Here is a 21,829-nt window from a genome sequence, read left to right as displayed (position 1 = left end):
CCGGATCGTGCTGCGCCGGGGACGGCAGGTACGTCGAGAGGGCGCGGCCCTCTTCGGCGTGCGGGGGCTCAGCCGGTCGCCACGGCGAAGGGCTCGGCGGGGACGGGCCCGTCGCCCGGCGCCGTACCGGAGAGGTCGAAGCCCTCGGCCAGGAGTTCGTGGGCGCGGACGCGGTCGGCCGGGTCCTGTGTCAGCGTGTTCACCATCAGCTCCCGCACCCCGTTCGCCTCGGCGAGGGCCCGGAGCCGGGGCACGACCTCCTCGGCCGTCCCGTGGATCAGCGACCGCCGGTGGTGGGCGGCCCGCTCCGCCTCCGGGCCCGTCCACCGGTGGCGCCGGGCGGTCTCCACCGAGGGGAGCGGACCGTCGTCCCCGAGGTCCTTCCGCGCGCGCCACAGCAGCAGCGACGCCGCCAGGTCGTCGGCCCGCTCCCGCGTGTCCGCCACGACGACCCGCACGGCGAGCAGCCCGCCGTGACCGGCGCCGCCCGTCGCGGCCGTGTGCGCGGCGCGGTAGGCCTCAAGCGCGCGCGTGCTCGGCCCGGGGACCAGGAAGTGCGCGAAGGCGAAGCCCACGCCCAGCTCGCCGGCGGCCGCGCCCGACCCCTCGCTCGCGCCCAGGAGCCACAGCTCCGGCGGCACAGGGGGCACCGCCGACAGCGCCCCCGGGTACGGCTCCCCGCCGCTCGGCAGCCGCAGTACGGAGCTCAACTCCCGCAGTCGGGCCGGGAAATCGCCTGCCGGGCCGCCGGCCCGCCCGAGGCCCATGTCGACCCGGCCCGGGTACAGGGAGGACAGCACGCCGAACACCTCGGCGACCTTCAGCGCCGGGTAGCGCGGCAGCAGGACGCCTCCGGTGCCGACCCGGATCCGGCCGGTCGCCGCGAGGACGGCACCGGCCAGCACCTCGGGGGCGCTGCCGGCGAACCCCGCCGAGCGGTGGTGCTCGGCCACCCAGAACCGCTCGAAGCCCAGCAGGTCGGCCCGGCGCGCGAGGTCGAGCGAGGCCCGCAGGGCGTCGGCGCCCGAGTGCCCCTCGCCGATGGGGGACTGGTCCAGGACGGAGATCCGCGGCGTACTCACGCCTCCCCACCGCCCGGGGCGATCGACGGAACGATGCGGAAGTCCCGCTGGAACACCAGGTTGTGCAGGTCCGCGGAGGCGATGGCCCGGAGCGTCGGCACCTCGGCGGCGGCCTGCTCCTCGGTGAAGACGTTCAGCGGCCAGTCCGCCACCGTGGCGCCGCGCAGGTGCGGGTGGTGGAAGCCGCTCCCGTAGTGCGCCATCAGCGTGAGGGGCCGGATCCCCGTCCCGGTCTGCTCGGGCCAGGACAGCGTCCACAGCGCCGCCAGGCCGCCGTCCGCGGTGCGGGTGACGCCGGTGGCGTCCACGGTCCCGGTGCCCTCCAGCATCCCCTCGTCGAACTCCTTCAGAACCTGGTGGGCGTACGGGTCGAGGAGCGCCACCGCCTCGCGGAAGAGGCGTTCCTTCGCCTGCCGCGACACGGCGTCCCCGTGGGTGCCGTCCCGCAGGTCCCCGAAGTGCCGCTCCAGGGCGTCCAGGTGCGCGGTCTCCGGGACCACGGCGGTCGTGCCGGTCGTCGCGGTCGTACCGGTCGTGTCGGTCGTGTCGGTCGTCATGACAAGTCCTCCTGTTGCGGATCGCTGATCGTCACCGGGTGCGGTGCGGCGCCGGGTCCGCCACCGCCTCGAAGCGGGCCGCGACCATCCGGCCCAGCCACTGGCGCATCGGGTGCGCCCGGCCCGGTCCCCCCTGCGCGGCGGGCACGAGCAGCGCCGCGTGCGGCGTCCCGGGGAAGGACCGGAGGGTCGTCGGGACGCCGGCCCGCCGGAGCGATCCGGCGTACGCGTGCACGTCGTCGGCCACCGGGTCGAGGTCCCCCACGGCGAGGTACGCCGGGGCCGCGCCGCTCAGGTCCGGCGCCTCCAGCGGGGTGGAGTACAGGGCGTCCGCGCCGGGGAGCGGCCGCACCGGCGCGGAGCCCCGGTAGACGTGCCACGCCGCCCGCATCCGGGCGGCGGACGGGAACGCGCCCGCCTCGGCCCGGTACGACGGGGCCCGGCAGCCGGGATCCGTCGGCGGATAGGCCAGGAACTGCCCCGCCGGGGACTGCCCGGCGTTCCGCAGGACGAGCGCGGCCGAGGCCGCCAGCGTCCCGCCCGCGCTGTCGCCGCCCACCGCCACCGGGGCGGTGCCGGTCTCCCGTACCGCCTCGCGCCGTGCCCAGCGCACCGCCGCCAGCACGTCCAGGAGCGCGGCCGGGTGGGCGTGCGCCGGGGCGAGGCGGTAGTCGACGCCGACCACGTTGTGGCCCGAGAAGCGGGCGAGGTCCGACGTGACCTCGTGCCACTGGGCCGCCGAGCCGTGCTGCCAGCTGCCGCCGTGCGCCCAGACGAGCCAGCCGCCGAGCGACCGCTCCGGCCGGTACACGCGCACCGGCACCTGGTGGCCGCCGGACGGCAGCAGCGCCTCCGTCCAGGGGACGGTTCCTTTCACGGCGTTCTCCTTTCGGGGCGGACGAGTGCGTCCGTAGTACGGCGACGGGGCGCGGTCGCGGGTCACTCGGCGGTGGTGGCGGGGGCGCGGAGGAAGAGGGTGGTGGTGAGGGCGGTGAGGAGGACGAGAGCGGTGTTGACGGCGATGGCGGTGTGGATGCCGCCGAGGACGCCGGTGAGGGTGGTGGTGGTCATGGCGCCGGTGGCGACGGCGCTCATGACGGGGGTGCCCATGGTGATGCCGATCTGCTGGCTCATGGTGGCGAGGCCGGTGGCCATGCCCTGTTCGTGGTCGGGCAGGCCGCTGGTGGCGGTGACCATGAAGCCGACGATCAGGAGCATGTTGCCGACGCCGCCGATGAAGGTGGCCGGGAGCATCAGGGCCAGGCCGGTGGTGGTGTTCGTGCCCAGGGCCAGGAGGGCGGCGGTGGCGGCGGTCTGGACGAGGGCGCCGGTGATCAGGGTGGTGCGGGTGGAGGTGCGGGCGATGACCCGGGGGGCCAGGGTGCCGCCCAGGACGGTCCCGAGTCCGAGGACGCCGAAGGAGAGGCCGGCGGCCAGGGGGGAGAAGCCGAGGACTTGCTGGAGGTAGAGGGTGAGGAGGAAGACGAGGGAGGTTTCGGTGACGAAGGCCAGGACGCCGGCGATGTTGCCCCAGGCCACCGAACGGCGGCGCAGGACGGTGACGGGGACCAGGGGGGCGGGGGAGGCGCGCTCGATGAAGTAGAAGGCGATCAGGAGCAGGACGCCGACCGCGAGGGCGCCGAGGGCGGGGGCGTGGGTCCAGCCGTGTTCGCCGGCCTGGGTGAAGCCGAAGACGACGGCCAGCAGGCCCAGGGTGACGCTCAGGGCGCCGGGCAGGTCCAGGCGGGGGCGCTGGTCGGGGCGGGACTCGGCGATCACCATGGGGGCGATGATCAGGACGGCGGCGGCTACGGGGACGTTGATGAAGAAGGCCCACCGCCAGGACAGCAGGTCGGTCAGGACGCCGCCGAGGATGGCGCCGGTGGTGAATCCGGCCGACATCAAAGCGCCGTTGAGGCCCAGGGCCTTTTCGCGCAGGGGGCCTTCGGGGAAGGAGGTGGTCAGCAGGGACAGGCCGGCCGGGGTGACCGCGGCGGTGGCCAGGCCCTGGAAGATCCGGGCGACGATCAGCACTTCGGGGCTGGTGGCCAGACCGCCGGCCAGCGACGCAAGACCCAGCACCGCCAGGCCGCCCAGGAACAGGCGGCGGCGTCCGAAGAGGTCGGCGACGCGGCCGAACATGAGGGTGAAGCCGGCCGCGCACAGCGCGAACGCGGTCGCGATCCACTGCAGGTTCGCCAGCGAGAAGCCCAGGCCCTCGCCCATCACCGGCAGGGCCACGTTCAGGATCGAGAAGTCCACCGCCAGCATGAACTGCGCCACCAGCAGCACGCCCAGCGTCAACCGCATCCGCGGCGTCAACCCCCCACCCGAACCAGCAGGATCCTTGCCGGACTCCTTGCCGGACTCTTTGCCGGACTTCTTGCCGGACTCCTTGCCGGCGGGACCGGAACCGGCACCGGGACCGTCAACTCCCGGACCCACCGGTCCCGAAGGCAACGCCTCCCCCACCACACCATCGACAACAGACATGACAAGTCCCTTCGAGGACGAGCGGAAACCGCGACGAAGGAATCGTGTGACGGAAGCCGCCGCGTACCCAGACCCCGATCGGGACCCCCCACCCGCTGACGGGTCGCGCCCCGGGTGGTCATGACATGACCACCCAACCGGGGAAGCGACCGCGCGGCGGCTTCGTTGCACAAGAAGGCACCGTCACCGCACCGTCACCGCACCGATCGACCGGAAGGGCACGTCACATGCGCGACTTCTCCGAGCTGAGCGACTTCCTCCGCAGCCGCAGGGCCGCCCTGACCCCCGAGGAGATCGGCCTCCCCCAACTGGCGGAGCGCCGCCGGGTCCCCGGCCTGCGCCGCGAGGAGGTCGCACTGGCGGCGGGCCTGAGCGTCACGCACTACACCCGGCTCGAACAGGGCCGCACCCAGCAGGTGTCCGACTCCGTCCTGGAGGCGATCGCCCGCACCCTGCGCCTGACCCCCGACGAGCACTCCCACCTCATGGACCTGGCCCGGCCGGAGAAGTCCGCGTCCCGGCGGGCCCCGGCCGCGCGGTCCGAGTGCGCCGACCACGGCGTCCGCCAGCTCATCGACACCTTCGCCGACACCCCGGCGCTCGTCCTCGACCGGCGCAACGACGTCCTCGCCTGGAACGCCATGGGCCACCTCCTCCTGGCCATGCACCTGGACGCCGACGCGCCCGACCACCCCGCCACCCGGCCCAACCTGACCCGGATGCTCTTCCTGGACGAGCGCGTCCGCGACCTGTACCCGCGCTGGCACGACGAGGCCCAGCTCGCGGTGGCGTCCCTGCGCCTGGTCGCGGGCCGCCACCCCCAGGACAAGCGGCTCGCCGAGCTGGTCGGCGAACTCATCCTGAACAGCGAGGACTTCGCCGACCGCTGGGCGCGCCACCCGGTGCAGACCTGCGTCGCGGGAGTCAAGGAGATCGACCACCCGCTCGCCGGCCCGATGGAGCTCTCCTTCCAGAGCCTCCTCGTCCCCGGCGCGTCCGGGCAGCGCATGATCGCCTACACCGCCCGGGTCGGGACGGATTCGGAGGCGGCCCTCCGGCTCCTCGCCGCCACGCTCCAGGTGCCGCGCGCGACCTGAGGGACGCGCCGAAGCCGCCCGCCGGCCCGCCCCGCCCCGCGCCGGCCCGCCCCCTCCGACCGCGCCCCGCCCCCCCCTCCGACCGCCCCGCCCCCGCTCCGACCGCCCCCTCCGACCCCCCGCCCCCCGGTTGACCTCCCGAACCGGAGCCGCCTAGCGTCGGCGGTCCGACGGGGGCGAGCGCGTGGGAGGTGGCCCGGTGGCCGACGGGATCGGGAGGCTGACGGCCGACGGGGCGCCCTTCGCCGTCGCGGACGGGGCGTACGCCCACGGGCCGCGCACCCTGAGGGAGTTCGTGGAGGCGACCTGGGGCTACGGCGACCGGACGTTCCTCGTGCACGAGGGGACGCGCACGACCTACCGGGAGTTCTTCGACGAGGCCTGCGGGCTCGCCCGGCGCCTCCTCGGGGAGTACGGGCTCGTGCCCGGGGACCGGGTCGTCGTCGCCCTGCGGAACCTGCCCGCGTGGCAGGTCGCCTTCTGGGCCGCCCAGCTCGCCGGACTCGTCGCCGTACCGCTCAACGCCTGGTGGACCGAGGACGAGTGCGCGTACGCCCTCGACGACTGCGCGCCCCGCGCGCTGCTCGTGGACGGGGAGCGGGCCGGGCGGGTACGGGCGTGGGCCCGGGAGCGGAAGGTGCCCGGGATCGTCCTCCACGGCCCGGCCGAGGAGGGCTTCGCCGCGTACGTCCCCGACCGCGACCCGTACCTCGGGCCGCCGCCCGTCGACGTGCTCCCCGAGCACGACTCCACGATCGTCTACACCTCCGGCACCACCGGCCGCCCCAAGGGCGCCGTCGCCACCCACCTCGCGCAGGCCGGGGCGGCGATGAACCCCCGGTACTTCGCCGCCGCCGCGGCCCTCGCGCGCGGGGACGTGCCCGGCACCGGGCCCGCGCCCGTGTCCCTGACCACGTTCCCCTTCTTCCACGTCGCCGCCTTCACGTCGTTCTACGGCGTCATGGCGGCCGGCGGGACCCTGGTGACGATGCGGAAGTGGGACGCCGGGGAGGCCCTCCGGCTGATCCGGGAGCACCGCGTCACCCACTACGCCGGAGTGCCCACCACCGCGCTCCAGCTCCTCGAACGGGCCCGGAGCGAGGCCGACCCGCTGGAGAGCCTCACCCTGCTCAGCACCGGCGGCGCCCCCGCCCCGCCCGGGATCGTCGCCGGGCTCGCGGAGGCGTACGGGGAGCGCGTCGAGCCCCGCAACGGCTACGGGCTCACCGAGACCTGCGGCGGGGTCCTGGCGAACTTCGGCGCCGAGTACCGCGCCCACCCCGGCAGCGCCGGCCGGCCCTCGCCCGTCACCGGGGTGCGGATCGACCGGCCCGACGCGGAGGGCGTGGGGGAGCTGTGGCTGCGCGGGCAGTCCCTGGTCCGCGGGTACTGGGGGGACGAGGAGGCCACCCGCGCCGCCTTCACCGGGGACGGCTGGTTCCGGACCGGGGACCTCGCGCGCGTGGACGCGGACGGGCGGGTCTCCGTCGTCGACCGGCTCACCGACATGGTGGTCCGGGGCGGCGAGAACGTGTACTGCGTCGAGGTCGAGGCCGCCCTGCACGCGCACCCGGACGTCCTCGACGCCGCCGTGCTCGGCGTCCCCCACCCGCTCCTCGGCGAGGAGGTCGTGGCCGTCGTGCGGCGGCGCCCCGGCGCGGCGCCGGACGCGGAGGCGCTGCGGGCGCACGTCGGCGGGCGCCTCGCCGCCTTCAAGGTGCCGGCCCGCGTCCTCGTACGGGAGGAGGAGCTGCCCCGGAACCCCACGGGGAAGATCCTCAAGCGGGAGCTGCGGGGGTGGTTCGAGGGCTCGGAAGCGCTCAGTTCCGGGTGACGCGGACCCGGTACGTGCCGTCCGCGTCCTCGGCCAGGACCGTGATCCGGATGCCGTTCGCGCGGTCCGTGAAGCTCTCGCCCGGGCCGTACGGCGCGTCCGACAGCTCCGCGTGGACGTTGGCGCGGCGCGTGCAGCCGCCGCTCGCCCGCGCGCTGTCGGCGACGGTCACCGGGCCGTGGCCGGTGTCGACGTCGGACTCGACCCGGTAGACGAGCACGCCCGTGTCGCACACGGCCGCGTCGTTGCCGCCCGGGCCGCGGACCTCGACGGCGTACCCGGAGGTGCCGGAGAGGGGGACGAAGGCGAGTTTGTGGCCGCCGGGGTCGGCGAGCGGGGTGAGGGCGTACTCGGTGGTGCCGGTGGCCGAGGCGCAGCTCACCTGCTCGTTGTCGAGCCAGCCCAGCTTCCACTTGTGCCAGCCGAGCAGGTCGTTGTTGGCCCCCCAGTCCTCGGACATGATGTCCCAGTGCCCGACGGAGCCGCCGCCGTCGGCGGTGTAGAGGTCGGGCAGGCCGAAGACGTGCCCGTTCTCGTGCGGCAGGACCCGGTAGCCGGTCTCCGCGAAGCTGCCGGAGCCGTCGTCCTGGCGGCTGTAGACGAAGGACGTGTTGGCGAGCGGCACGCCGTCGGCGTACGGGGCGTCGTCGTTGCCCGAGAAGGTCACGGACAGGACGGTGTCGAGGGCCGAGGGCCCGGCGTTCGGCGTCACCAGGACGTTGACCAGGTCGTACGCGCTGAAGTCCACGCGTTCGTCGGCCGCCTTCACGATGTCCTCGACCAGGGAGCGGTAGCCCGGCTCGTACGGGGAGCCGCGCTCGATCCCGTACGCGGAGAACGACCGGGGCATCCGCAGCCAGTCGGGTATCGGGGCCTCGGCCCGGTAGTGCAGGCGGCCGTACGAGCTGACGCGGAACCAGTCGGCGGTCTGCGGGAAGAACTCGCGGAAGCGGCCCATCGCCGTGCCGTCGCCGACGGCGTCCGGGAAGTCGACCATCAGGTTGAGGGCCCTGACGAGGCCCGTGGAGCGCACGTACCCCGGTGCGGTGGGCAGCCCCTCCGACATCTGCACGCCCAGCGTCGTGGCGATGCGGCACGGCGCCAGCTGGGCGCTGCTCGACGCGGCGGCCACGGGCCCCGCCGAGGCCGGGACCGGCTCGGGGAGGGTGGTGCTTGCGGAGGCGAGCAGGGTCAGCGAGAGCGTCGTGGTCGCGGCCAGGGCGACGGGTCTGCGTATCCGTCGGCGGGGGTGCTGCATGCGTCGCCTCTCCGGTGGGGGCAGGTCGGCGGACGGGTCCGTCTCCGCGTGCGGGCGGGACCCGTGCTGTGCGATCAGCCTGTGACGGGCGGTCCGGGCGCGCGCGCCGGGTGGCCCGATCGTGGGTATTCCGTGAAACGAGGCGTATGTGACTGGGGTCACAGATCTGGCCGGAAATAACCGGGGAGCACGTCCCCGTTTACGCCTGTGTCGAGAGAAGTGGGGAACCTTTCCCCGGATGGGCTCGACCCGCAGAACCGGGTCCGGCCCGACAGGCCCCGCGAACCCATGACCCCGTGATTTCCGAGGAGGACGTGACGTGACCAGTGACACCGGCACCGCGCCCGCCCGCCGCGCGCCCCGGCCCCGGGCCGACGCCCTGCGCAACCGCGAGCGGATCGTGACGGCGGCCCGCGAGATGTTCGTCGAGTTCGGCGCCCAGGTGCCGTACGACGAGATCGCCCGCCGCGCCGGCGTCGGCAACGCCACGCTCTACCGGAACTTCCCCGAGCGCGACGACCTCGTCCGCGAGGTCGTCCTCTCGCTCCTGGCCCGCGTCACCGAGCTCGCCGAGCGGGCCGCCGGGGAGGAGGACGACACCTTCGCCGCCCTCCGGCGCTTCGTCCACGGCGCCGCCGACGAGCGCGTCGGCGCCCTCTGCCCCATGCTCGACGGAGGCTTCGACAGGGACCACCCCGACCTGGTGGCCGAGCGCGAGCGGCTCGAAGGGGCCGTCCAGGGCCTCGTCGACCGGGCGCAGCGGGCCGGCCGGCTCCGCGCCGACGTCGGCGTCGGGGACCTGATGGTGGCGGTCTCCCAGCTCACCCGCCCGCTGCCGGGCACCGCCTGCTCCGCCTTCGCCCCGTTCGTCCGCCGCCACCTGCAGGTGTTCCTCGACGGCCTGGAGGCGCCCGCGCGCTCCGAGCTGTCCGGAGCGGCCGTGACCCTGGAGGACCTGAGACGCGACTCCTGCCCGTCGTGACCCCTCCGTAGGCCCTCCTGCGGGGCGCCCCCTCCCCGGGCGCCCGCACAGACTTACGTCCCTTTTCCGCCAGTACGCACCAAGAGGTGGCCCCACCCATGCCGAAAATCGCCGACAGCCCCGCGCGCACCGCGCTCACGCCCGACCCCGGGCGCTGGAAGGCCCTGGTCTTCATCGCCCTCGCCCAGCTGATGGTCGTCCTCGACGCGACGATCGTGAACATCGCCCTGCCCTCCGCCCAGCAGGACCTCGGGATCTCGGACGGCAACCGGCAGTGGGTCATCACCGCCTACGCCCTCGCCTTCGGCGGACTCCTCCTCTTCGGCGGCCGCATCGCCGACCTGTGGGGCCGCAAGCGCACCTTCGTCGTCGGCCTGGCCGGCTTCGCCGCCGCCTCCGCCCTCGGCGGGGCCGCGACCGGCGAGGCCATGATGCTCGGCGCCCGCGCGCTCCAGGGCGCCTTCGGCGCGCTCCTCGCGCCCGCCGCGCTCTCGCTGCTCGCCGTGACCTTCACCGACGCCAAGGAGCGCGCCAAGGCCTTCGGCATCTACGGCGCGATCGCCGGCGGCGGCGGCGCCGTGGGCCTGATCCTCGGCGGCTTCCTCACCGAGTACCTGAACTGGCGCTGGACCTTCTTCGTCAACATCCCGTTCGCCGTGGTCGCCGCCGTTGGCGCGTACCTCGTCGTCCGCGAGCCGGCGGACGGCCGCAACCGCTCCCCGCTCGACGTCCCCGGCGTCATCCTGTCCACCCTGGGCCTGGTCGCCCTCGTGTACGGCTTCACCCGCGCCGAGTCCGAGGGCTGGAGCGACGCCGGCACGATCGGCCTCTTCGTCGGCTCCGCCGTGCTGCTCCTGGCCTTCGTGGTCACCGAGTCGCGCGTGAAGTCCCCGCTGCTCCCGCTGCGCGTCCTGGCCGACCGCAACCGCGGCGGCGTCTACCTGTCGCTCGGCCTCGCCGTCATCGCCATGTTCGGCCTGTTCCTCTTCCTGACGTACTACCTCCAGGTCGTGAAGGGGTACTCGCCGGTCAGGACGGGCTTCGCGTTCCTGCCGATGATCGTGGGCATGATCACGGGCTCGACCCAGATCGGCGCGCGCCTGATGACCCGCGTCCCGCCGCGCCTGCTGATGGCCCCGGGCTTCCTGACCGCCGCCGTCGGCATGCTGCTCCTGACCCGGCTGGAGATCGGCACCTCGTACGCCGGTCTGATCCTGCCCGCGCAGCTCCTGCTCGGCCTGGGCATGGGCACCGCGTTCATGCCGGCGATGTCGCTCGCGACGCACGGCGTGGACCCGCGCGACGCCGGCGTGGCCTCCGCGATGGTCAACACCTCGCAGCAGGTCGGCGGCGCCATCGGCACCGCCCTCCTGAACACGATCGCGGCCTCGGCCACCACCGCCTACCTGACCGACCACGCGGCCGGCGCCACCACCCCGGCCGCCCAGAAGCTGCTCCAGCTCCAGGGCATGGTCGAGGGGTACGCGGCGGCCATCTGGTGGGCGGTCGGCATCCTGGCCGTCTCGGCCGCGATCGCCTTCACGTTCATCACCACCGGGAAGCCGGGGAGCGGCGTGGTCGCCGGGTCCGGCACGGGTGCGGACGACGAGGTGAGGATCCCGGTCGTCGCCCACTGACCGCCAAAACCCCCGCGTCCCTGCCCTGGCCCCGCGTACTCAGCGGAGCCAGGGCAGGTCCGCGTCCGGGTCCGTCGGTTCGAGGCCCTCGGCCATCACCCGCATGATCTCGCCGAGCTGCTTCACCTGCTCCGCGGAGAGCCGGTCGAACAGGGCCTGGCGCACGGCCGCCACGTGGCCGGGCGCGTTCCGCCGGAGGACCTCCATGCCCTCGTCCGTGAGCCGGGCGAACTGGCCGCGCTTGTCGGAGGGACAGTTCTCGCGCCGCACCCAGCCGTTCTTCTCCAGGCGGGCCACGGCGTGGGAGAGCCGGGAGCGGGTGATCTTGGCGTCCTTGGCGAGTTCGGTCATCCGCATGCGGCGCCGGGGCGCCTGGGAGAGGTGGACGAGCAGGCCGTAGTAGACGTGCGGCATCCCGGCGTCGCGCTGCAACTGGCGGTCGAGGTGGTCCTCCAAAAGCATGGTGGCGTGGAGGTAGGCGCGCCAGACGTGGTGTTCCTCGTCGGTGAGCCAGCGCGGTTCGGTCATGTCTCCCATGGTCCCCATCGTACGACTCATTCTTGAAAGTTGAACTAAGTCGGCTTATGCTGCGAATGGTGAGCTTGAAGTTTCAAGGATGTCTTCGAGAACGTCTTCGAGAACGTCTTCAAGGACAGCCTCAAGAACCGTTTCGAGGACGCAGGACCGCGAAGGAGCCAGAGGTGGTCGCCATGGATGCCACGGACGCCGTGCGGGAGCGGATGCCCGCCCTCTACCTGTCCCACGGGGCCCCGCCGCTCGCCGACGACCCCGTCTGGCCCGGCCAGCTGGCCGCCTGGTCCGCCGGCCTCCCGCGCCCGAAGGCGATCCTCGTGGTCTCCGCCCACTGGGAGGAGGCCCCGCTCGCCCTCGGCGCCACCGGGACCGTCCCCCTCGTGTACGACTTCTGGGGCTTCCCCGAGCACTACTACCGGGTCGGGTACGCGGCCCCCGGCGCGCCCGCGCTCGCCGAGAGCGTCCGCAAGCTGCTCCGCGCGCCCGGCACGCCCGTGCAGGACGTCCCCGACCGGGGGCTCGACCACGGCGCGTACGTGCCGCTCGTCGAGATGTTCCCGGACGCCGACGTCCCCGTGCTCCAGATCTCCCTGCCCACCCTCGACCCGCGCCGCCTCATGGACATCGGGCGCCGGCTCGCCCCGCTGCGCGACGAGGGCGTCCTGATCGTGGGCAGCGGCTTCTTCACCCACAACCTGGCCGCGCTCCGGCACCCCGGGGGCGGCGTGCCCGGCTGGTCCGCCGAGTTCGACGCCTGGGGCCACGAGGCCCTCGCCGCGCGGGACGTCGACGCCCTCCTCGACTTCGCGCACGCGTCGCCCGCCGGACGCCTCGCCCACCCCCGCACCGAACACTTCGCCCCCCTCTTCGTCACCCTGGGCGCGGCGGACGCGGCCGGGGACCTGGACACGGAGCGCTCGGTGATCGACGGCTTCTGGATGGGCCTGGCCAAGCGGTCCGTGCAGTTCGGGTAGTCGTCCGTGCGGTTCGGGTGGTCAGCGGAACACCGGCGCGTTCAGCTCGACCGAGCGGACGGCCGCCGCGAGCGCGAGCGGACCGCCCACGTCGAGCGCCGTGTCCGTGAACTTGATCGTGTGGTCGTCGCCGTGCGCCGCCGCCCGCGCGAAGACCTCCTCGGGGGTCAGGGAGGTCGCCTCGTACGGGGCGGCCTCCACCGGGGCGTACGCGGCGGTCACCGCGGCCGACGCCGCCCAGGCCGCCGACAGGCTCGGCGCCCACAGTGCGCGGGGGAGCGCGGGCAGGGCGCGCAGGACCGCGTTCGGCGCGGTCGCCGCGTGCACCAGCATGGTCGGCTCGCCGTAGCCGTGGGTCGCGTACCGGTGCGTCGCCGCCGCCACCAGCTCCGTCAGGCGCGCCTTCGCCGTGTCCGGGGCCGGCGCGTCGCCCCACACGGGAAAGGCCGTGAGCTGCGCGAGCCGGTGCCGGATCCCGCCGTCCTGCTCCGGGACCGGCGGTACGGCGTCGAGCGCGGCCGCCGCCGTCGGCGCGGCGGCCAGCGGGGCGAGCGGCGGGAGCGGCTGGTGGCGGGCCGCCCAGTAGCCGAGGGCGTGCGCCAGCTCGGCGAGGCGTGGCCCGCTGTCCGCGCCGCCCTCGGGGGACGTCAGCAGGGTCCGTACGGCATGGCCCGTGCGGATCACCGGGTGCGTCGCCCCGGCCGCGATCCCCGGGAGCAGCCGGGGCCACCACTCGGCGAGCACCGCCCGCCAGGGGCGCTCCGCGAGCTCCCGGGCGAAGAACCGGGTCCAGTCGGTGATCCGGGCCGGGTCGCCGAGCGCCTCGCGCCAGCCGTCCGCCGTGACGGGGGCGTACGGGGGCGGCGGCTCCTCCAGCTTGTCCGCGTAGTGGTCCAGCCAGCGGTGCACGGTGGCGGCCTGCCCGTGGCGGACCAGGGCCTCGACGGCCATCGGGGCGTGGTTGGTCAGCCAGCCGTCGCGCTCGGGCCCGGAGGCGTGGAGTCGTTCGAGGGCCTCGTCCAGGGTGCCGGTGGTGTCGGTCATGGGCCGACGGTAGGACGGGGGAGGCGAGCGGCGGAACGGGCGCGGGACCTAGACCCGGGGGCCCCGGAGACCTAGGCCCCGCGACCGGTGGGTCGGGACCGCGGCCCGCCACCGCCACCGCCACCGCCCCGCCCCGCCCCCGCGCAGGCAACCACCCGTCCCCGCCCCGCGTCTGAAGGGGTGGCGCCGCATGTGATCGCGGTCTCACCGACAGTGTGGTCGAGGACTCCCGCGAGGGGCGCCGCTCCACCCTCCGCGTCCGGTCTGACCTGCGCCTCCGCAGGTCCCGAGGGCATGCCCGCAGGGGCGGAAGCCGCGCAGGATACTGCATGATCGCGAAAATCCATGTGCCGGGTGGGAATTCTGTCCTGATTCCAGTCGTTGTTTCCGTCGGATGCAGGGCACCCGAAAGGGTGTCGTGACCTACTCAGCAAGGGAGCACGCATGGCAACCCGTGCCGTCGCCCGCCGTCGGACCTCCGCCCAGAGCGGGGCAGAGCGGGCGAGCAGCGTTCGCGCCGTGGGCGGGGAGATCGCCGACCGCGACCTGGTCGGCATGTACCTCGACGAGATCGCGCGCACGCCCCTGCTCGACGCCGCCAAGGAGGTCGAGCTCTCCCAGACGATCGAGGCCGGGGTCTACGCCCGGCAGATACTCGACGGTGCCGTGACATCAACCGCTACCGCGGCGGGGGAGACCGAGGCGGGCGGCGCGTCCCGCGAGGAGCTCGAGGCGCTGGCCGCCGAGGGCGAGCGTGCCAAGGACCTCTTCATCAAGTCCAACCTGCGACTCGTGGTGGCCGTCGCCCGGCGCTACCCGCGCAGCGGGCTGCCCCTGCTCGACCTGATCCAGGAGGGGAACGCGGGCCTGGTGCGCGCGGTCGAGAAGTTCGACTACGCGAAGGGCTTCAAGTTCTCCACGTACGCCACGTGGTGGATCCGGCAGGCCATCACCCGCTCCATCGCCGACCAGTCCCGCACCATCCGGCTCCCCGTCCACCTGGTGGAGGAGCTCGGCCGGATCCGGCGCGTGCAGCGCGAGTTCAACCGGGAGCACGGGCGCGAGCCCGAGCCCGCGGAGATCGCCGCCGAGCTCGGCTCGACGCCGGAGCGGGTCGTCGACGTCATGGACTGGGCGCGCGACCCCGTCTCGCTGAACATGTCGGTGGACGACGAGGGCGAGACCCAGTTCGGCGACCTGCTCGAGGACACCTCGGCGATCTCGCCGGAGCAGTCGGTGCTCACGCTGCTGCGCAGCGAGGAGCTCGACGACCTCATCGACAAGCTGGACCACCGGACGGCCTCGATCATCCGCATGCGGTACGGCATCGAGGACGGGCGCGAGCGGACGCTGACGGAGGTCGGCAAGGAGCACGGCCTGACCCGCGAGCGGATCCGCCAGATCGAGAAGCACGCGCTCCTGGAACTGAAGAAGATGGCCCGCGACACGGGCTTCGACGCGGTGGCCTGAGGCTTTTCGGCGGCCCGCCGGGACCCGGGGACGGTTGCGTCCCCGGGTCCCGGCCGGCCCGCCTACGCCCGCACCGACGCCGCCAGGCGCCCCGCCAGGTCCTCCACGTACGCCCGCAGGGGCTCCGGGCCGTGGACGGTGAAGGGGGCGTCGACCAGGGCCAGGCGGAGCGCCAGCCACTCGACCGAGTCGGCGGCGCGGGCGCGCAGCCGGCAGGCGGCGGGGCCCGTCGGGGCCGGGACCAGATGGGCCGGGAGCCGGGCCGTCACGAAGTCGGCCGGGGCCTCGAAGGAGACGTCCAGGTCCAGCTCCGGCTGCGACCGGGCCATCGAGCGGGTGAGCATCTGCGCCGCGTCGCCCGCCGGCAGCTCGCGCGGCGTGAAGCGGGCCCCGGTGGCCAGTGGGTCGGTCACCCGGTCGACCCGGAAGGTGCGCCAGTCCTCGCGTCCCAGGTCGTACGCGACGAGGTACCAGCGGTGCCCGGTGGAGACCAGCCGGTAGGGCTCGACCAGGCGTTTCGTCTCGGCGCCGTCGCCCGCCCGGTAGCCGAAGCGCAGCTTCTCCCGCCCGGTGACCGCGCCCGCGAGCGCGGTCAGGGTGGCGGGCGCGACCGTGGCGCCGTCGCCCCTGGTCAGCGGGATCGTCGCGTTCTGGAGGGTGGAGACCCGGTGCCGGAGCCGGGCGGGAAGCACCTGCTCCAGCTTCGCCAGGGCCCGTACGGACGCCTCCTCGACGCCCTCGATGGCGTGCCCGGCCCCGGCGCGCAGGCCGACCGCGATGGCGACGGCCTCCTCGTCGTCGAGGAGCAGCGGCGGCAGGGCCGTGCCGGCGACGAGGCGGTAGCCGCCCACCGCGCCCAGGGTCGCCTCGACCGGATAGCCGAGGTCGCGGAGCCGGTCGATGTCGCGGCGGATGGTGCGCGGGGAGACCGAGAGGCGTTCGGCGAGTTCGCTTCCGGGCCACTCGCGCGGGGTCTGGAGGAGCGAGAGCAGGTTCAGGAGTCGTGCCGGGGTGTCCGTCATGCCGTCCAGGATGCGACCCATCTAGGACACGACCTGACCTATATGACTCCTATCTTTCTTCGTATGAGTTCACACGACGCCGTCACGGACGCGGCGAACCCCGCCGGGCCCGGCACCGACTCCGAAACGGTCACCGGCACCGGCACCGGCACCGGCACCGGTACCGGTACCGGCACCGACTCCGGCGACAAGCGGCGCTGGATCGCCCTCGCCATCGTCATGACCGCCGCCTTCATGGACCTGGTCGACGCCACGATCGTCAACATCGCGATCCCCAGCATCGAGCGGGACCTCGGCGCCACCATCGGGGCCATCCAGTGGATCACCGCCGGGTACGCGCTCGCGTTCGCCGCCGGTCTGATCACCGGCGGGCGGCTCGGCGACATCTACGGCCGCAAGCGGCTCTTCCTCCTCGGCACCGCCGGCTTCACGCTCGCCTCGGCGCTCTGCGGCCTCGCGGCCAACCAGGAGATGCTGATCGGCTCCCGCCTCCTCCAGGGCGCGGCGGCCGCGATGATGGTGCCGCAGGTCCTGTCGATCGTCCACGCCACCTTCCCCGCGCACGAACGGGGCAAGGTCTTCGGCCTGTTCGGCGCGATCGTCGGCCTGGGCGCGGTCTCCGGCCCGCTGCTCGGCGCGCTGCTCACCCAGTGGAACATCGCGGGCCTGGAGTGGCGCCCGATCTTCCTCATCAACCTGCCGGTCGGCGTCGCTGGCCTGCTCCTGGGCCGGAAGTTCATCACCGAGTCCAAGGCGCCGAAGGCGCTCCGCCTCGACCTGGTCGGCGTGCTCCTGGTGACGGCCGCGCTGCTCATGCTGATCTATCCGCTGACGCGCGGCCGCGAGCTGGACTGGCCGCTGTGGGGCCACCTGATGATGGCCGGCAGCCTGCCCGTCTTCGGCGCCCTCGTCGCGTACGAGAAGTACAAGGCGCGCAAGGACGGTTCGCCGCTCGTCGAGCTGTCGCTGTTCAAGGTGAAGAGCTTCGCGGCCGGCATCGCGGTCCAGCTCACCTTCGGCGTCGTGATGGGCATCTTCTTCCTGGTCTGGACGCTCTACATGCAGACCGGGCTCGGCTGGACCCCGCTGCGGGCGGGCCTCACCGGGGTGCCGTTCTCGATCGCGGTCTCGGTGGCCGCCGGCCTGTCCGTGCAGCAGCTGGTGCCGCGCTTCGGCCGCAAGGTGCTCCAGACGGGCGCCCTGACGATGGCGGCGGGCGTCCTGCTCTACCTCTTCGAGGCGGACCGGTACGGGACGGGGATCGCGTCCTGGCAGATGATCCCGCCGCTGGTCGTCATGGGCCTCGGCATGGGCCTGATCGTGGCGCCCCTGACGGACGCGGTCCTCTCCGAGGTCCCGCGCGAGCACGCCGGTTCGGCCTCGGGCCTGATCAACACGACCACCCAGATGGGCAACGCGCTCGGCCTCGGCCTGGTGTCGGTCGTCTTCTTCGGCACCATCGACGACGAGCGCCTCGCCAAGGCGCCGACGGAGACGGGCGCGGCCTTCGCGGACGCCTTCCAGAACTCCCTGGGCTGGGTGGCGGGCGTCCTCGCCGTGATCTTCCTGGTGATGTTCGCCCTCCCCGCGAAGCCGAAGCAGCACCTGGAGGGCGGCGCCGACGAGCCCGCCCCGGAGCCCGGCGTCGAGAAGGAACCGGCGCTCACGCACTGAGCCGTCGCTCACGCACGGAGCCGGCTCCGCGGAAGAAGGGCCCTCCCCTCCCGGGGGAGGGCCCTTCTCCCGTGGACCCGTGGACCTCCACGGGGTCGGCGTCAGCGCACCCGGGCGCGGGTCTCCATCGCCCCGCGGGCCGTGTCCTCGTCCTCGTAGACCTCGCACATGTGGCGCCCGTCGGGGGTCGCCGTGTGCTCGACCTCCCAGAGGCTGACCTCGCTGCCGTCCAGCAGCAGGAACTGGTGCTCGTAGAGGGTGAAGCCGGCGTCCCGGCCGCCGGCCACGGGGCAGTGGCGGCCGAAGGCCTGGGTGATGTGGTGGGCGAAGGCGAGCCGGAGACGGCGGGCCGTCGCCTCGCCCGGCCGGTCCGCGTTCTCCGCGCGGCGCAGGACGCGGCGCGCGTGGTCGGCGGAGTTGTCCGGCACGTACATCCGGGGCTGGACCGGTATCGGGCGGGCGAGCAGGGCGCTCAGCATCTCGAAGTCGTCGTCCTCGTCGAGGACGCGCCCGTCGGCGCGCCCCGCCGGCCGGCCCGTCGACGGCCCGGAGGGCAGGCGGGAGGCGGCGAGCCGGGCCTCCGCCTCCTCCGCGTACAGCTCGTGCTGCTCGGCGCCGTCCCGGCCGGCGTTGTGCACCAGCTCCCACAGGCTGAGGGCGCTGCCGTCGGCGAGCAGATAGGTGTGGCGGTGGGTCGTGCGGTGCAGCGACGCGCTGTGGTGCGAGGAGTGCAGCGCGCTGGAGTGGGCGAGCGCCGTGGAGAGGCGCTCGACGGTCGAGTCGGGCAGGTCGAAGGAGTTGAGCGCCCGGCCGAGGAGCCGCTCGACGTGCGCCTCGGTCGTCTCGTACGGATCGGGGTGATCCTGCGGATCGTTCAAGGGGATCTCCAGGCCGTCGCCGCATGTCACTTGGTGCTTGCTTAACGTAGTCCCTGGGTCTGACATCGTGTCCAATGTTCCGGCAAAACGAGGGGCGCGCGGAGGAAGTTCCCGCCGCCTTCCCCCAACTCCCGTTCCCTTACCGGGAGTACGGGGCCGCCGGGGGCCTGCCGGGGGCGCGGGCCTACCGCGAGTACGGCCCTACCGCGAGTACGGCTCTACCGCGAGTACGGCCTACCGCGAGTACGGCCTACCGCGAGCCGTACGACTCCGCCCGCGGTCCGTACAGCTCGCGGTACGAGGGGAAGTCGCCGCCCGGCCCGCGCTGCCCGCCCGGGGCCGCGAGCAGCGCGCGGACGATCGCCCGGGTCACCAGGTCCGCGCCCGCCGCCAGGACCTCGTTCAGGGCGAGCGGCCCCTCCGGCAGCTCCCGGGCCCCGGTGGCCAGCGCGAAGACCGTGTCCCCGTCGTTCATCAGGTGCACCGGCCGCACGGCGCGCGCGATGCCGTCGTGCGCCGTGCCCGCCACCTTCCGCGCCTGCGCGCGGGTCAGCACCGCGTCCGTCGCGACCACGGCGAGCGTGGTGTTCAGAGGGGGCGGGGCGGCCGCCCTCCGCGCCTCCGCGAGCCGCCGCAGCGCCGCCCCGTGGACCTCCGGGTCGGGGAAGGCGGGCCGCCCGTCCTCGAAGTAACTCCCGTACGGGACGCCCGTCGTCGGGTCCACGGCCGAGCCCACCGCGTTCACCACCACCAGCGCGCCGACCGTGACCCCGGACCCCAGGACCGCGCTCGCCGTCCCGACGCCGCCCCGCAGCCCGCCGACCACGGCCCCGGTGCCCGCGCCGACCGCGCCCGTCCCCACGCGCGCGTGGTCGCCGCCCGCGTGGGCCGCCTCCACCGCCGCCCGCCCCGTCGCCGCGTCCGGCCGGGCGGTGAAGTCGCCGCCCCGGCCCAGGTCGAAGACGCACGCGGCGGGCACCACCGGCACCACGTGGGACGGGTCGGGGCCCACCCGGACGCCCCGGTGCCGCTCCGCCAGCCAGGCCGCCACGCCCGAGGCGGAGTCGAGGCCGTACGCGCTGCCGCCGGTCAGGACGACCGCGTCGATCCGCTCCACCACGTTCCTCGGGTCCAGGGCGTCCGTCTCCCGCGTGCCCGGCCCCCCGCCCCGCACGTCCACGGCGGCGACCGCGCCGCCCTCCGGCGCGAGCACCACCGTGGTGCCGCTCAGCGCCCCCGGCCCGGCCACGCGCGCGTGCCCCACGCGCAGCCCGTCCACGTCGGTGATCCCGTCCCGTGCGTCGGTGATCCCGTCCCGACCGGCCGTCCTCTTCCCGGGCTCCGTCATGCGCCCTGCCTACCACGCTCCCGGTCCGGCGCTCAGGCCCCCTCGTCCCGCGTCGCCGGGTTCCGGGCGGTCAGGGTGACGCCGGTCGCGACGGCCGCCGCCGCGACGAGCCCGGCCGCGAGGACGGCCCAGCGGCCCGCGAAGGAGCACATCAGGATCGCGAACGCCGCGACCGGCAGGACGAGCTGCTGGGCGGTGCCGACCTTGAAGTAGCGGGCGTGCAGCAGCCACACGAGGAGCAGGAAGAGGGCCGACGGGATCGTCACGGCGGCGGAGGCCGAGAGCGTGGAGACGTGCGCCTCGCCCACGGCCTGCTCGACGGCGATCTCCAGGCCCGCCCCGATGGCGGCGGCCGACATGAGGATCAGGTAGTGCCCGTACCCCCACAGGAAGGCCTGGCGGCTGGAGGTCAGCCGGTCGTGGGCGGGCACCACGAAGTAGACCCACCAGGCGGCGAAGACGAGGAGCAGGCCGCCGGCGGCGATCGGCAGCAGCTCGTCCAGGGCGTCGTTCTCGACGATGCCGGACTTCACCGCGACGGTCGCGGCGGCGACGGTCTCGCCGAGGACGATGAGGGTGAACAGGCCGTACCGCTCGGCGATGTGGTGCGCGTGCCAGGCGCTGGTCCCGGCCCGCTCCGCGTACAGGGGCACGGACAGCTCGGCCAGCGCCATCACGAGGAAGACCCACGGGCGGGCGGGCTCGGGCGCGAGGACCAGGCCGAGCCACCCGACCTGGCAGAGCAGGACCCCGCCCGCGTACCGGCGGCACATCGTCCGCTCGGCCGGGCCGGTCGCGTGGCGGGCGGCGCGCAGCCACTGGAAGACGAGGGCGAGCCGCATCACGACGTAGCCGAGGTAGACGACGAGGAAGTCGTGCTCCGCGAAGGCCCGCGAGACGCCGGCGGCGAGGATCAGGACGCCGGCGATCTGCACGAGGGTGACGACCCGGTAGAGGACGTCGTCGTTGTCGTACGCGGAGGCGAACCAGGTGAAGTTCATCCAGGCCCACCAGATCGCGAAGAAGACCATCGCGTAGTTCGCGACGCCCGTGCCGGCGTGGTCCTCGGCGACCGCGTGGACGAGCTCGGCGCCGGCCTGGGCGACGGCGACGACGAAACACAGGTCGAAGAAGAGCTCCAGGGGCGTGGCGGCCCGGTGGGCCTCCTCGCGGGAGCGGGACGTGAGCGGCAGGAAGGGTCTGGTCATGAGCACAGCACATCAGGGACCGGCGCTCCTCGGCCACGTGCCACGCGTGACACCGGCCGGGGCCTTCCGCACGTCCGGGACGGGACCTGTGGCCGCCGGAAGGGGACCGATGCCGCCCGGAACGGCCGCTCGGGAGGAGCGGAACGGGAGACGGGCGACGAGGCTGTCGAACGAATCGAGAAGGCGGTGCGGGCAGTGACCGCGACTCCTGCGGAAGTGACTGCGACTCCTGCGGAAGCGACCGCGACTCCTGCTGGGACGACGGTGGACGGGACGGTCGGCGAGACCGTGGAGGACCGGGCCTGGAAGGGCTTCGAGGCCGGCCCCTGGTGCGACGCGATCGACGTCCGCGACCTCATCCAGCGCAACTACGCCCCGTACGAGGGCGACGGCTCCTTCCTCGCCGGCCCCACCGCGCGGACCACCGTCGTGTGGAAGGCCCTCACCGACCGCTTCCCCGAGGAACGCGCCAAGGGCGTGTACGACGTCTCGTACGACGTCCCCTCCACCATCACCGCCCACGCCCCCCCGGCTGGATCGACCGCGACCGGGAGCTGATCGCCGGCCTCCAGACCGACGCCCCGCTCAAGCGCGCGATCATGCCGTACGGCGGCTGGCGCATTCGTCCTCGTCCCGGGCCTCACCGACGACCCGGACAACGTCGAGGGGGTCGCCGCCTTCGCCGGGGGTCTCGGCAACGTCTCCCGCGTGGACATCCTGCCCTTCCACGAGCTGGG

Annotated in this window: 18 protein-coding genes and 1 pseudogene; 8 read left to right on the top strand and 11 right to left on the bottom strand. The window is 74.2% G+C overall.

The features are described 5' to 3' along the window. Positions 1 to 68: 68 nt before the first annotated feature. The 4 genes from ACIP5O_RS20005 to ACIP5O_RS19990 all read right to left on the bottom strand — a co-directional run bounded on the left by ACIP5O_RS20005 (position 69) and on the right by ACIP5O_RS19990 (position 3,949). Entirely contained in the window at positions 69 to 1,082 is a 1,014-nt protein-coding gene (locus tag ACIP5O_RS20005) for an MsnO8 family LLM class oxidoreductase (RefSeq protein ID WP_401295029.1), read from the bottom strand. Next, the gene (locus ACIP5O_RS20000; RefSeq protein ID WP_401295027.1) at positions 1,079 to 1,639 is read right to left on the bottom strand and encodes a hypothetical protein; all 561 of its coding nucleotides are present in this window, start codon (positions 1,637 to 1,639) and stop codon (positions 1,079 to 1,081) included. Before ACIP5O_RS20000 ends, ACIP5O_RS20005 begins: the two co-directional genes overlap by 4 nt. A 31-nt stretch (positions 1,640 to 1,670) precedes the next feature. Further along, on the bottom strand, positions 1,671 to 2,516 hold the full coding sequence (locus ACIP5O_RS19995; protein WP_401295025.1) for an alpha/beta hydrolase fold domain-containing protein: 846 nt from the start codon (positions 2,514 to 2,516) through the stop codon (positions 1,671 to 1,673). 62 nt (positions 2,517 to 2,578) lie between these two features. After that, on the bottom strand, positions 2,579 to 3,949 hold the full coding sequence (locus ACIP5O_RS19990; RefSeq protein ID WP_401295023.1) for an MFS transporter: 1,371 nt from the start codon (positions 3,947 to 3,949) through the stop codon (positions 2,579 to 2,581). Between the two features lie 410 nt (positions 3,950 to 4,359). Here ACIP5O_RS19990 and ACIP5O_RS19985 point away from each other — a divergent pair, with 410 nt between their 5' ends. Then, positions 4,360 to 5,229, top strand: a complete 870-nt coding sequence (locus ACIP5O_RS19985; RefSeq protein ID WP_401295021.1) for a helix-turn-helix transcriptional regulator — start codon at positions 4,360 to 4,362, stop codon at positions 5,227 to 5,229. Positions 5,230 to 5,428: 199 nt separating this feature from the next. Then, positions 5,429 to 7,063, top strand: coding sequence for a class I adenylate-forming enzyme family protein (locus ACIP5O_RS19980; RefSeq protein WP_401295019.1), 1,635 nt, complete (start codon positions 5,429 to 5,431; stop codon positions 7,061 to 7,063). On the opposite strand, the gene ACIP5O_RS19975 is transcribed toward ACIP5O_RS19980, so the two are convergent. Continuing rightward, positions 7,050 to 8,321 carry a M6 family metalloprotease domain-containing protein gene (locus tag ACIP5O_RS19975; RefSeq protein ID WP_401295017.1) on the bottom strand — a complete coding sequence of 424 codons (1,272 nt, stop codon included), beginning with the start codon at positions 8,319 to 8,321 and terminating at the stop codon, positions 7,050 to 7,052. The genes ACIP5O_RS19980 and ACIP5O_RS19975 overlap by 14 nt on opposite strands. A gap of 319 nt (positions 8,322 to 8,640) precedes the next feature. Between ACIP5O_RS19975 and ACIP5O_RS19970 the strand changes: the two genes are divergently transcribed. Continuing rightward, positions 8,641 to 9,303: a TetR/AcrR family transcriptional regulator gene (locus ACIP5O_RS19970; protein ID WP_401295015.1), complete on the top strand. Its 663-nt coding sequence runs from the start codon at positions 8,641 to 8,643 to the stop codon at positions 9,301 to 9,303. Positions 9,304 to 9,401: 98 nt separating this feature from the next. After that, complete coding sequence (locus tag ACIP5O_RS19965) at positions 9,402 to 10,940, top strand: MFS transporter (protein ID WP_401295013.1); 1,539 nt, start codon at positions 9,402 to 9,404, stop codon at positions 10,938 to 10,940. Positions 10,941 to 10,979: 39 nt separating this feature from the next. Here the strand turns inward: ACIP5O_RS19965 and ACIP5O_RS19960 are convergent, their stop codons facing one another. Then, entirely contained in the window at positions 10,980 to 11,486 is a 507-nt protein-coding gene (locus ACIP5O_RS19960; protein WP_401295011.1) for a MarR family winged helix-turn-helix transcriptional regulator, read from the bottom strand. A 164-nt stretch (positions 11,487 to 11,650) separates the two neighbouring features. Between ACIP5O_RS19960 and ACIP5O_RS19955 the strand changes: the two genes are divergently transcribed. Continuing rightward, positions 11,651 to 12,448, top strand: coding sequence for a dioxygenase (locus ACIP5O_RS19955; protein ID WP_401295009.1), 798 nt, complete (start codon positions 11,651 to 11,653; stop codon positions 12,446 to 12,448). 21 nt (positions 12,449 to 12,469) lie between these two features. On the opposite strand, the gene ACIP5O_RS19950 is transcribed toward ACIP5O_RS19955, so the two are convergent. Then, the gene (locus ACIP5O_RS19950) at positions 12,470 to 13,492 is read right to left on the bottom strand and encodes a questin oxidase family protein (protein ID WP_401295007.1); all 1,023 of its coding nucleotides are present in this window, start codon (positions 13,490 to 13,492) and stop codon (positions 12,470 to 12,472) included. A gap of 444 nt (positions 13,493 to 13,936) precedes the next feature. On the opposite strand from ACIP5O_RS19950, the gene ACIP5O_RS19945 reads away from it, so the two are divergent. Further along, positions 13,937 to 14,962, top strand: coding sequence for an RNA polymerase sigma factor RpoD/SigA (locus tag ACIP5O_RS19945; RefSeq protein WP_401295005.1), 1,026 nt, complete (start codon positions 13,937 to 13,939; stop codon positions 14,960 to 14,962). Positions 14,963 to 15,024: 62 nt separating this feature from the next. On the opposite strand, the gene ACIP5O_RS19940 is transcribed toward ACIP5O_RS19945, so the two are convergent. Continuing rightward, positions 15,025 to 15,984: a helix-turn-helix transcriptional regulator gene (locus ACIP5O_RS19940; RefSeq protein WP_401295003.1), complete on the bottom strand. Its 960-nt coding sequence runs from the start codon at positions 15,982 to 15,984 to the stop codon at positions 15,025 to 15,027. Positions 15,985 to 16,047: 63 nt separating this feature from the next. Between ACIP5O_RS19940 and ACIP5O_RS19935 the strand changes: the two genes are divergently transcribed. Then, positions 16,048 to 17,658, top strand: a complete 1,611-nt coding sequence (locus tag ACIP5O_RS19935; RefSeq protein ID WP_401295001.1) for an MFS transporter — start codon at positions 16,048 to 16,050, stop codon at positions 17,656 to 17,658. Positions 17,659 to 17,759: 101 nt separating this feature from the next. Here the strand turns inward: ACIP5O_RS19935 and ACIP5O_RS19930 are convergent, their stop codons facing one another. The 3 genes from ACIP5O_RS19930 to ACIP5O_RS19920 all read right to left on the bottom strand — a co-directional run bounded on the left by ACIP5O_RS19930 (position 17,760) and on the right by ACIP5O_RS19920 (position 21,092). Further along, complete coding sequence (locus tag ACIP5O_RS19930) at positions 17,760 to 18,536, bottom strand: DUF6227 family protein (protein WP_401294999.1); 777 nt, start codon at positions 18,534 to 18,536, stop codon at positions 17,760 to 17,762. Positions 18,537 to 18,786: 250 nt separating this feature from the next. Further along, entirely contained in the window at positions 18,787 to 19,884 is a 1,098-nt protein-coding gene (locus tag ACIP5O_RS19925) for a P1 family peptidase (protein WP_401294997.1), read from the bottom strand. A 32-nt stretch (positions 19,885 to 19,916) separates the two neighbouring features. Next, positions 19,917 to 21,092, bottom strand: a complete 1,176-nt coding sequence (locus ACIP5O_RS19920; RefSeq protein WP_401294995.1) for a low temperature requirement protein A — start codon at positions 21,090 to 21,092, stop codon at positions 19,917 to 19,919. A 216-nt stretch (positions 21,093 to 21,308) separates the two neighbouring features. Between ACIP5O_RS19920 and ACIP5O_RS19915 the strand changes: the two are divergent. Continuing rightward, a pseudogene (locus ACIP5O_RS19915) lies at positions 21,309 to 21,715 on the top strand (pyruvate formate lyase family protein); the annotation flags it as partial. Between the last annotated feature and the right edge of the window lie 114 nt (positions 21,716 to 21,829).

Origin of the sequence: Streptomyces sp. NPDC088915 (assembly GCF_044749825.1) — a bacterium.
In the GTDB taxonomy this organism is placed as follows: Bacteria; Actinomycetota; Actinomycetes; order Streptomycetales; family Streptomycetaceae; genus Streptomyces.
The sequence above is the reverse complement of the archived record's forward strand: the minus strand, read 5'-3'. Positions and strand labels throughout refer to the sequence as shown.

Coding starts and splice junctions, on each gene's coding strand:
- ACIP5O_RS20000 (WP_401295027.1), bottom strand. CDS start 1,639: ATGACGACCGACACGACCGACACGACCGGTACGACCGCGACGACCGGC.
- ACIP5O_RS19990 (WP_401295023.1), bottom strand. CDS start 3,949: ATGCGGTTGACGCTGGGCGTGCTGCTGGTGGCGCAGTTCATGCTGGCG.
- ACIP5O_RS19985 (WP_401295021.1), top strand. CDS start 4,360: ATGCGCGACTTCTCCGAGCTGAGCGACTTCCTCCGCAGCCGCAGGGCC.
- ACIP5O_RS19975 (WP_401295017.1), bottom strand. CDS start 8,321: ATGCAGCACCCCCGCCGACGGATACGCAGACCCGTCGCCCTGGCCGCG.
- ACIP5O_RS19965 (WP_401295013.1), top strand. CDS start 9,402: ATGCCGAAAATCGCCGACAGCCCCGCGCGCACCGCGCTCACGCCCGAC.
- ACIP5O_RS19960 (WP_401295011.1), bottom strand. CDS start 11,486: ATGGGGACCATGGGAGACATGACCGAACCGCGCTGGCTCACCGACGAG.
- ACIP5O_RS19955 (WP_401295009.1), top strand. CDS start 11,651: ATGGATGCCACGGACGCCGTGCGGGAGCGGATGCCCGCCCTCTACCTG.
- ACIP5O_RS19950 (WP_401295007.1), bottom strand. CDS start 13,492: ATGACCGACACCACCGGCACCCTGGACGAGGCCCTCGAACGACTCCAC.
- ACIP5O_RS19945 (WP_401295005.1), top strand. CDS start 13,937: ATGGCAACCCGTGCCGTCGCCCGCCGTCGGACCTCCGCCCAGAGCGGG.
- ACIP5O_RS19940 (WP_401295003.1), bottom strand. CDS start 15,984: ATGACGGACACCCCGGCACGACTCCTGAACCTGCTCTCGCTCCTCCAG.
- ACIP5O_RS19935 (WP_401295001.1), top strand. CDS start 16,048: ATGAGTTCACACGACGCCGTCACGGACGCGGCGAACCCCGCCGGGCCC.
- ACIP5O_RS19925 (WP_401294997.1), bottom strand. CDS start 19,884: ATGACGGAGCCCGGGAAGAGGACGGCCGGTCGGGACGGGATCACCGAC.
- ACIP5O_RS19920 (WP_401294995.1), bottom strand. CDS start 21,092: ATGACCAGACCCTTCCTGCCGCTCACGTCCCGCTCCCGCGAGGAGGCC.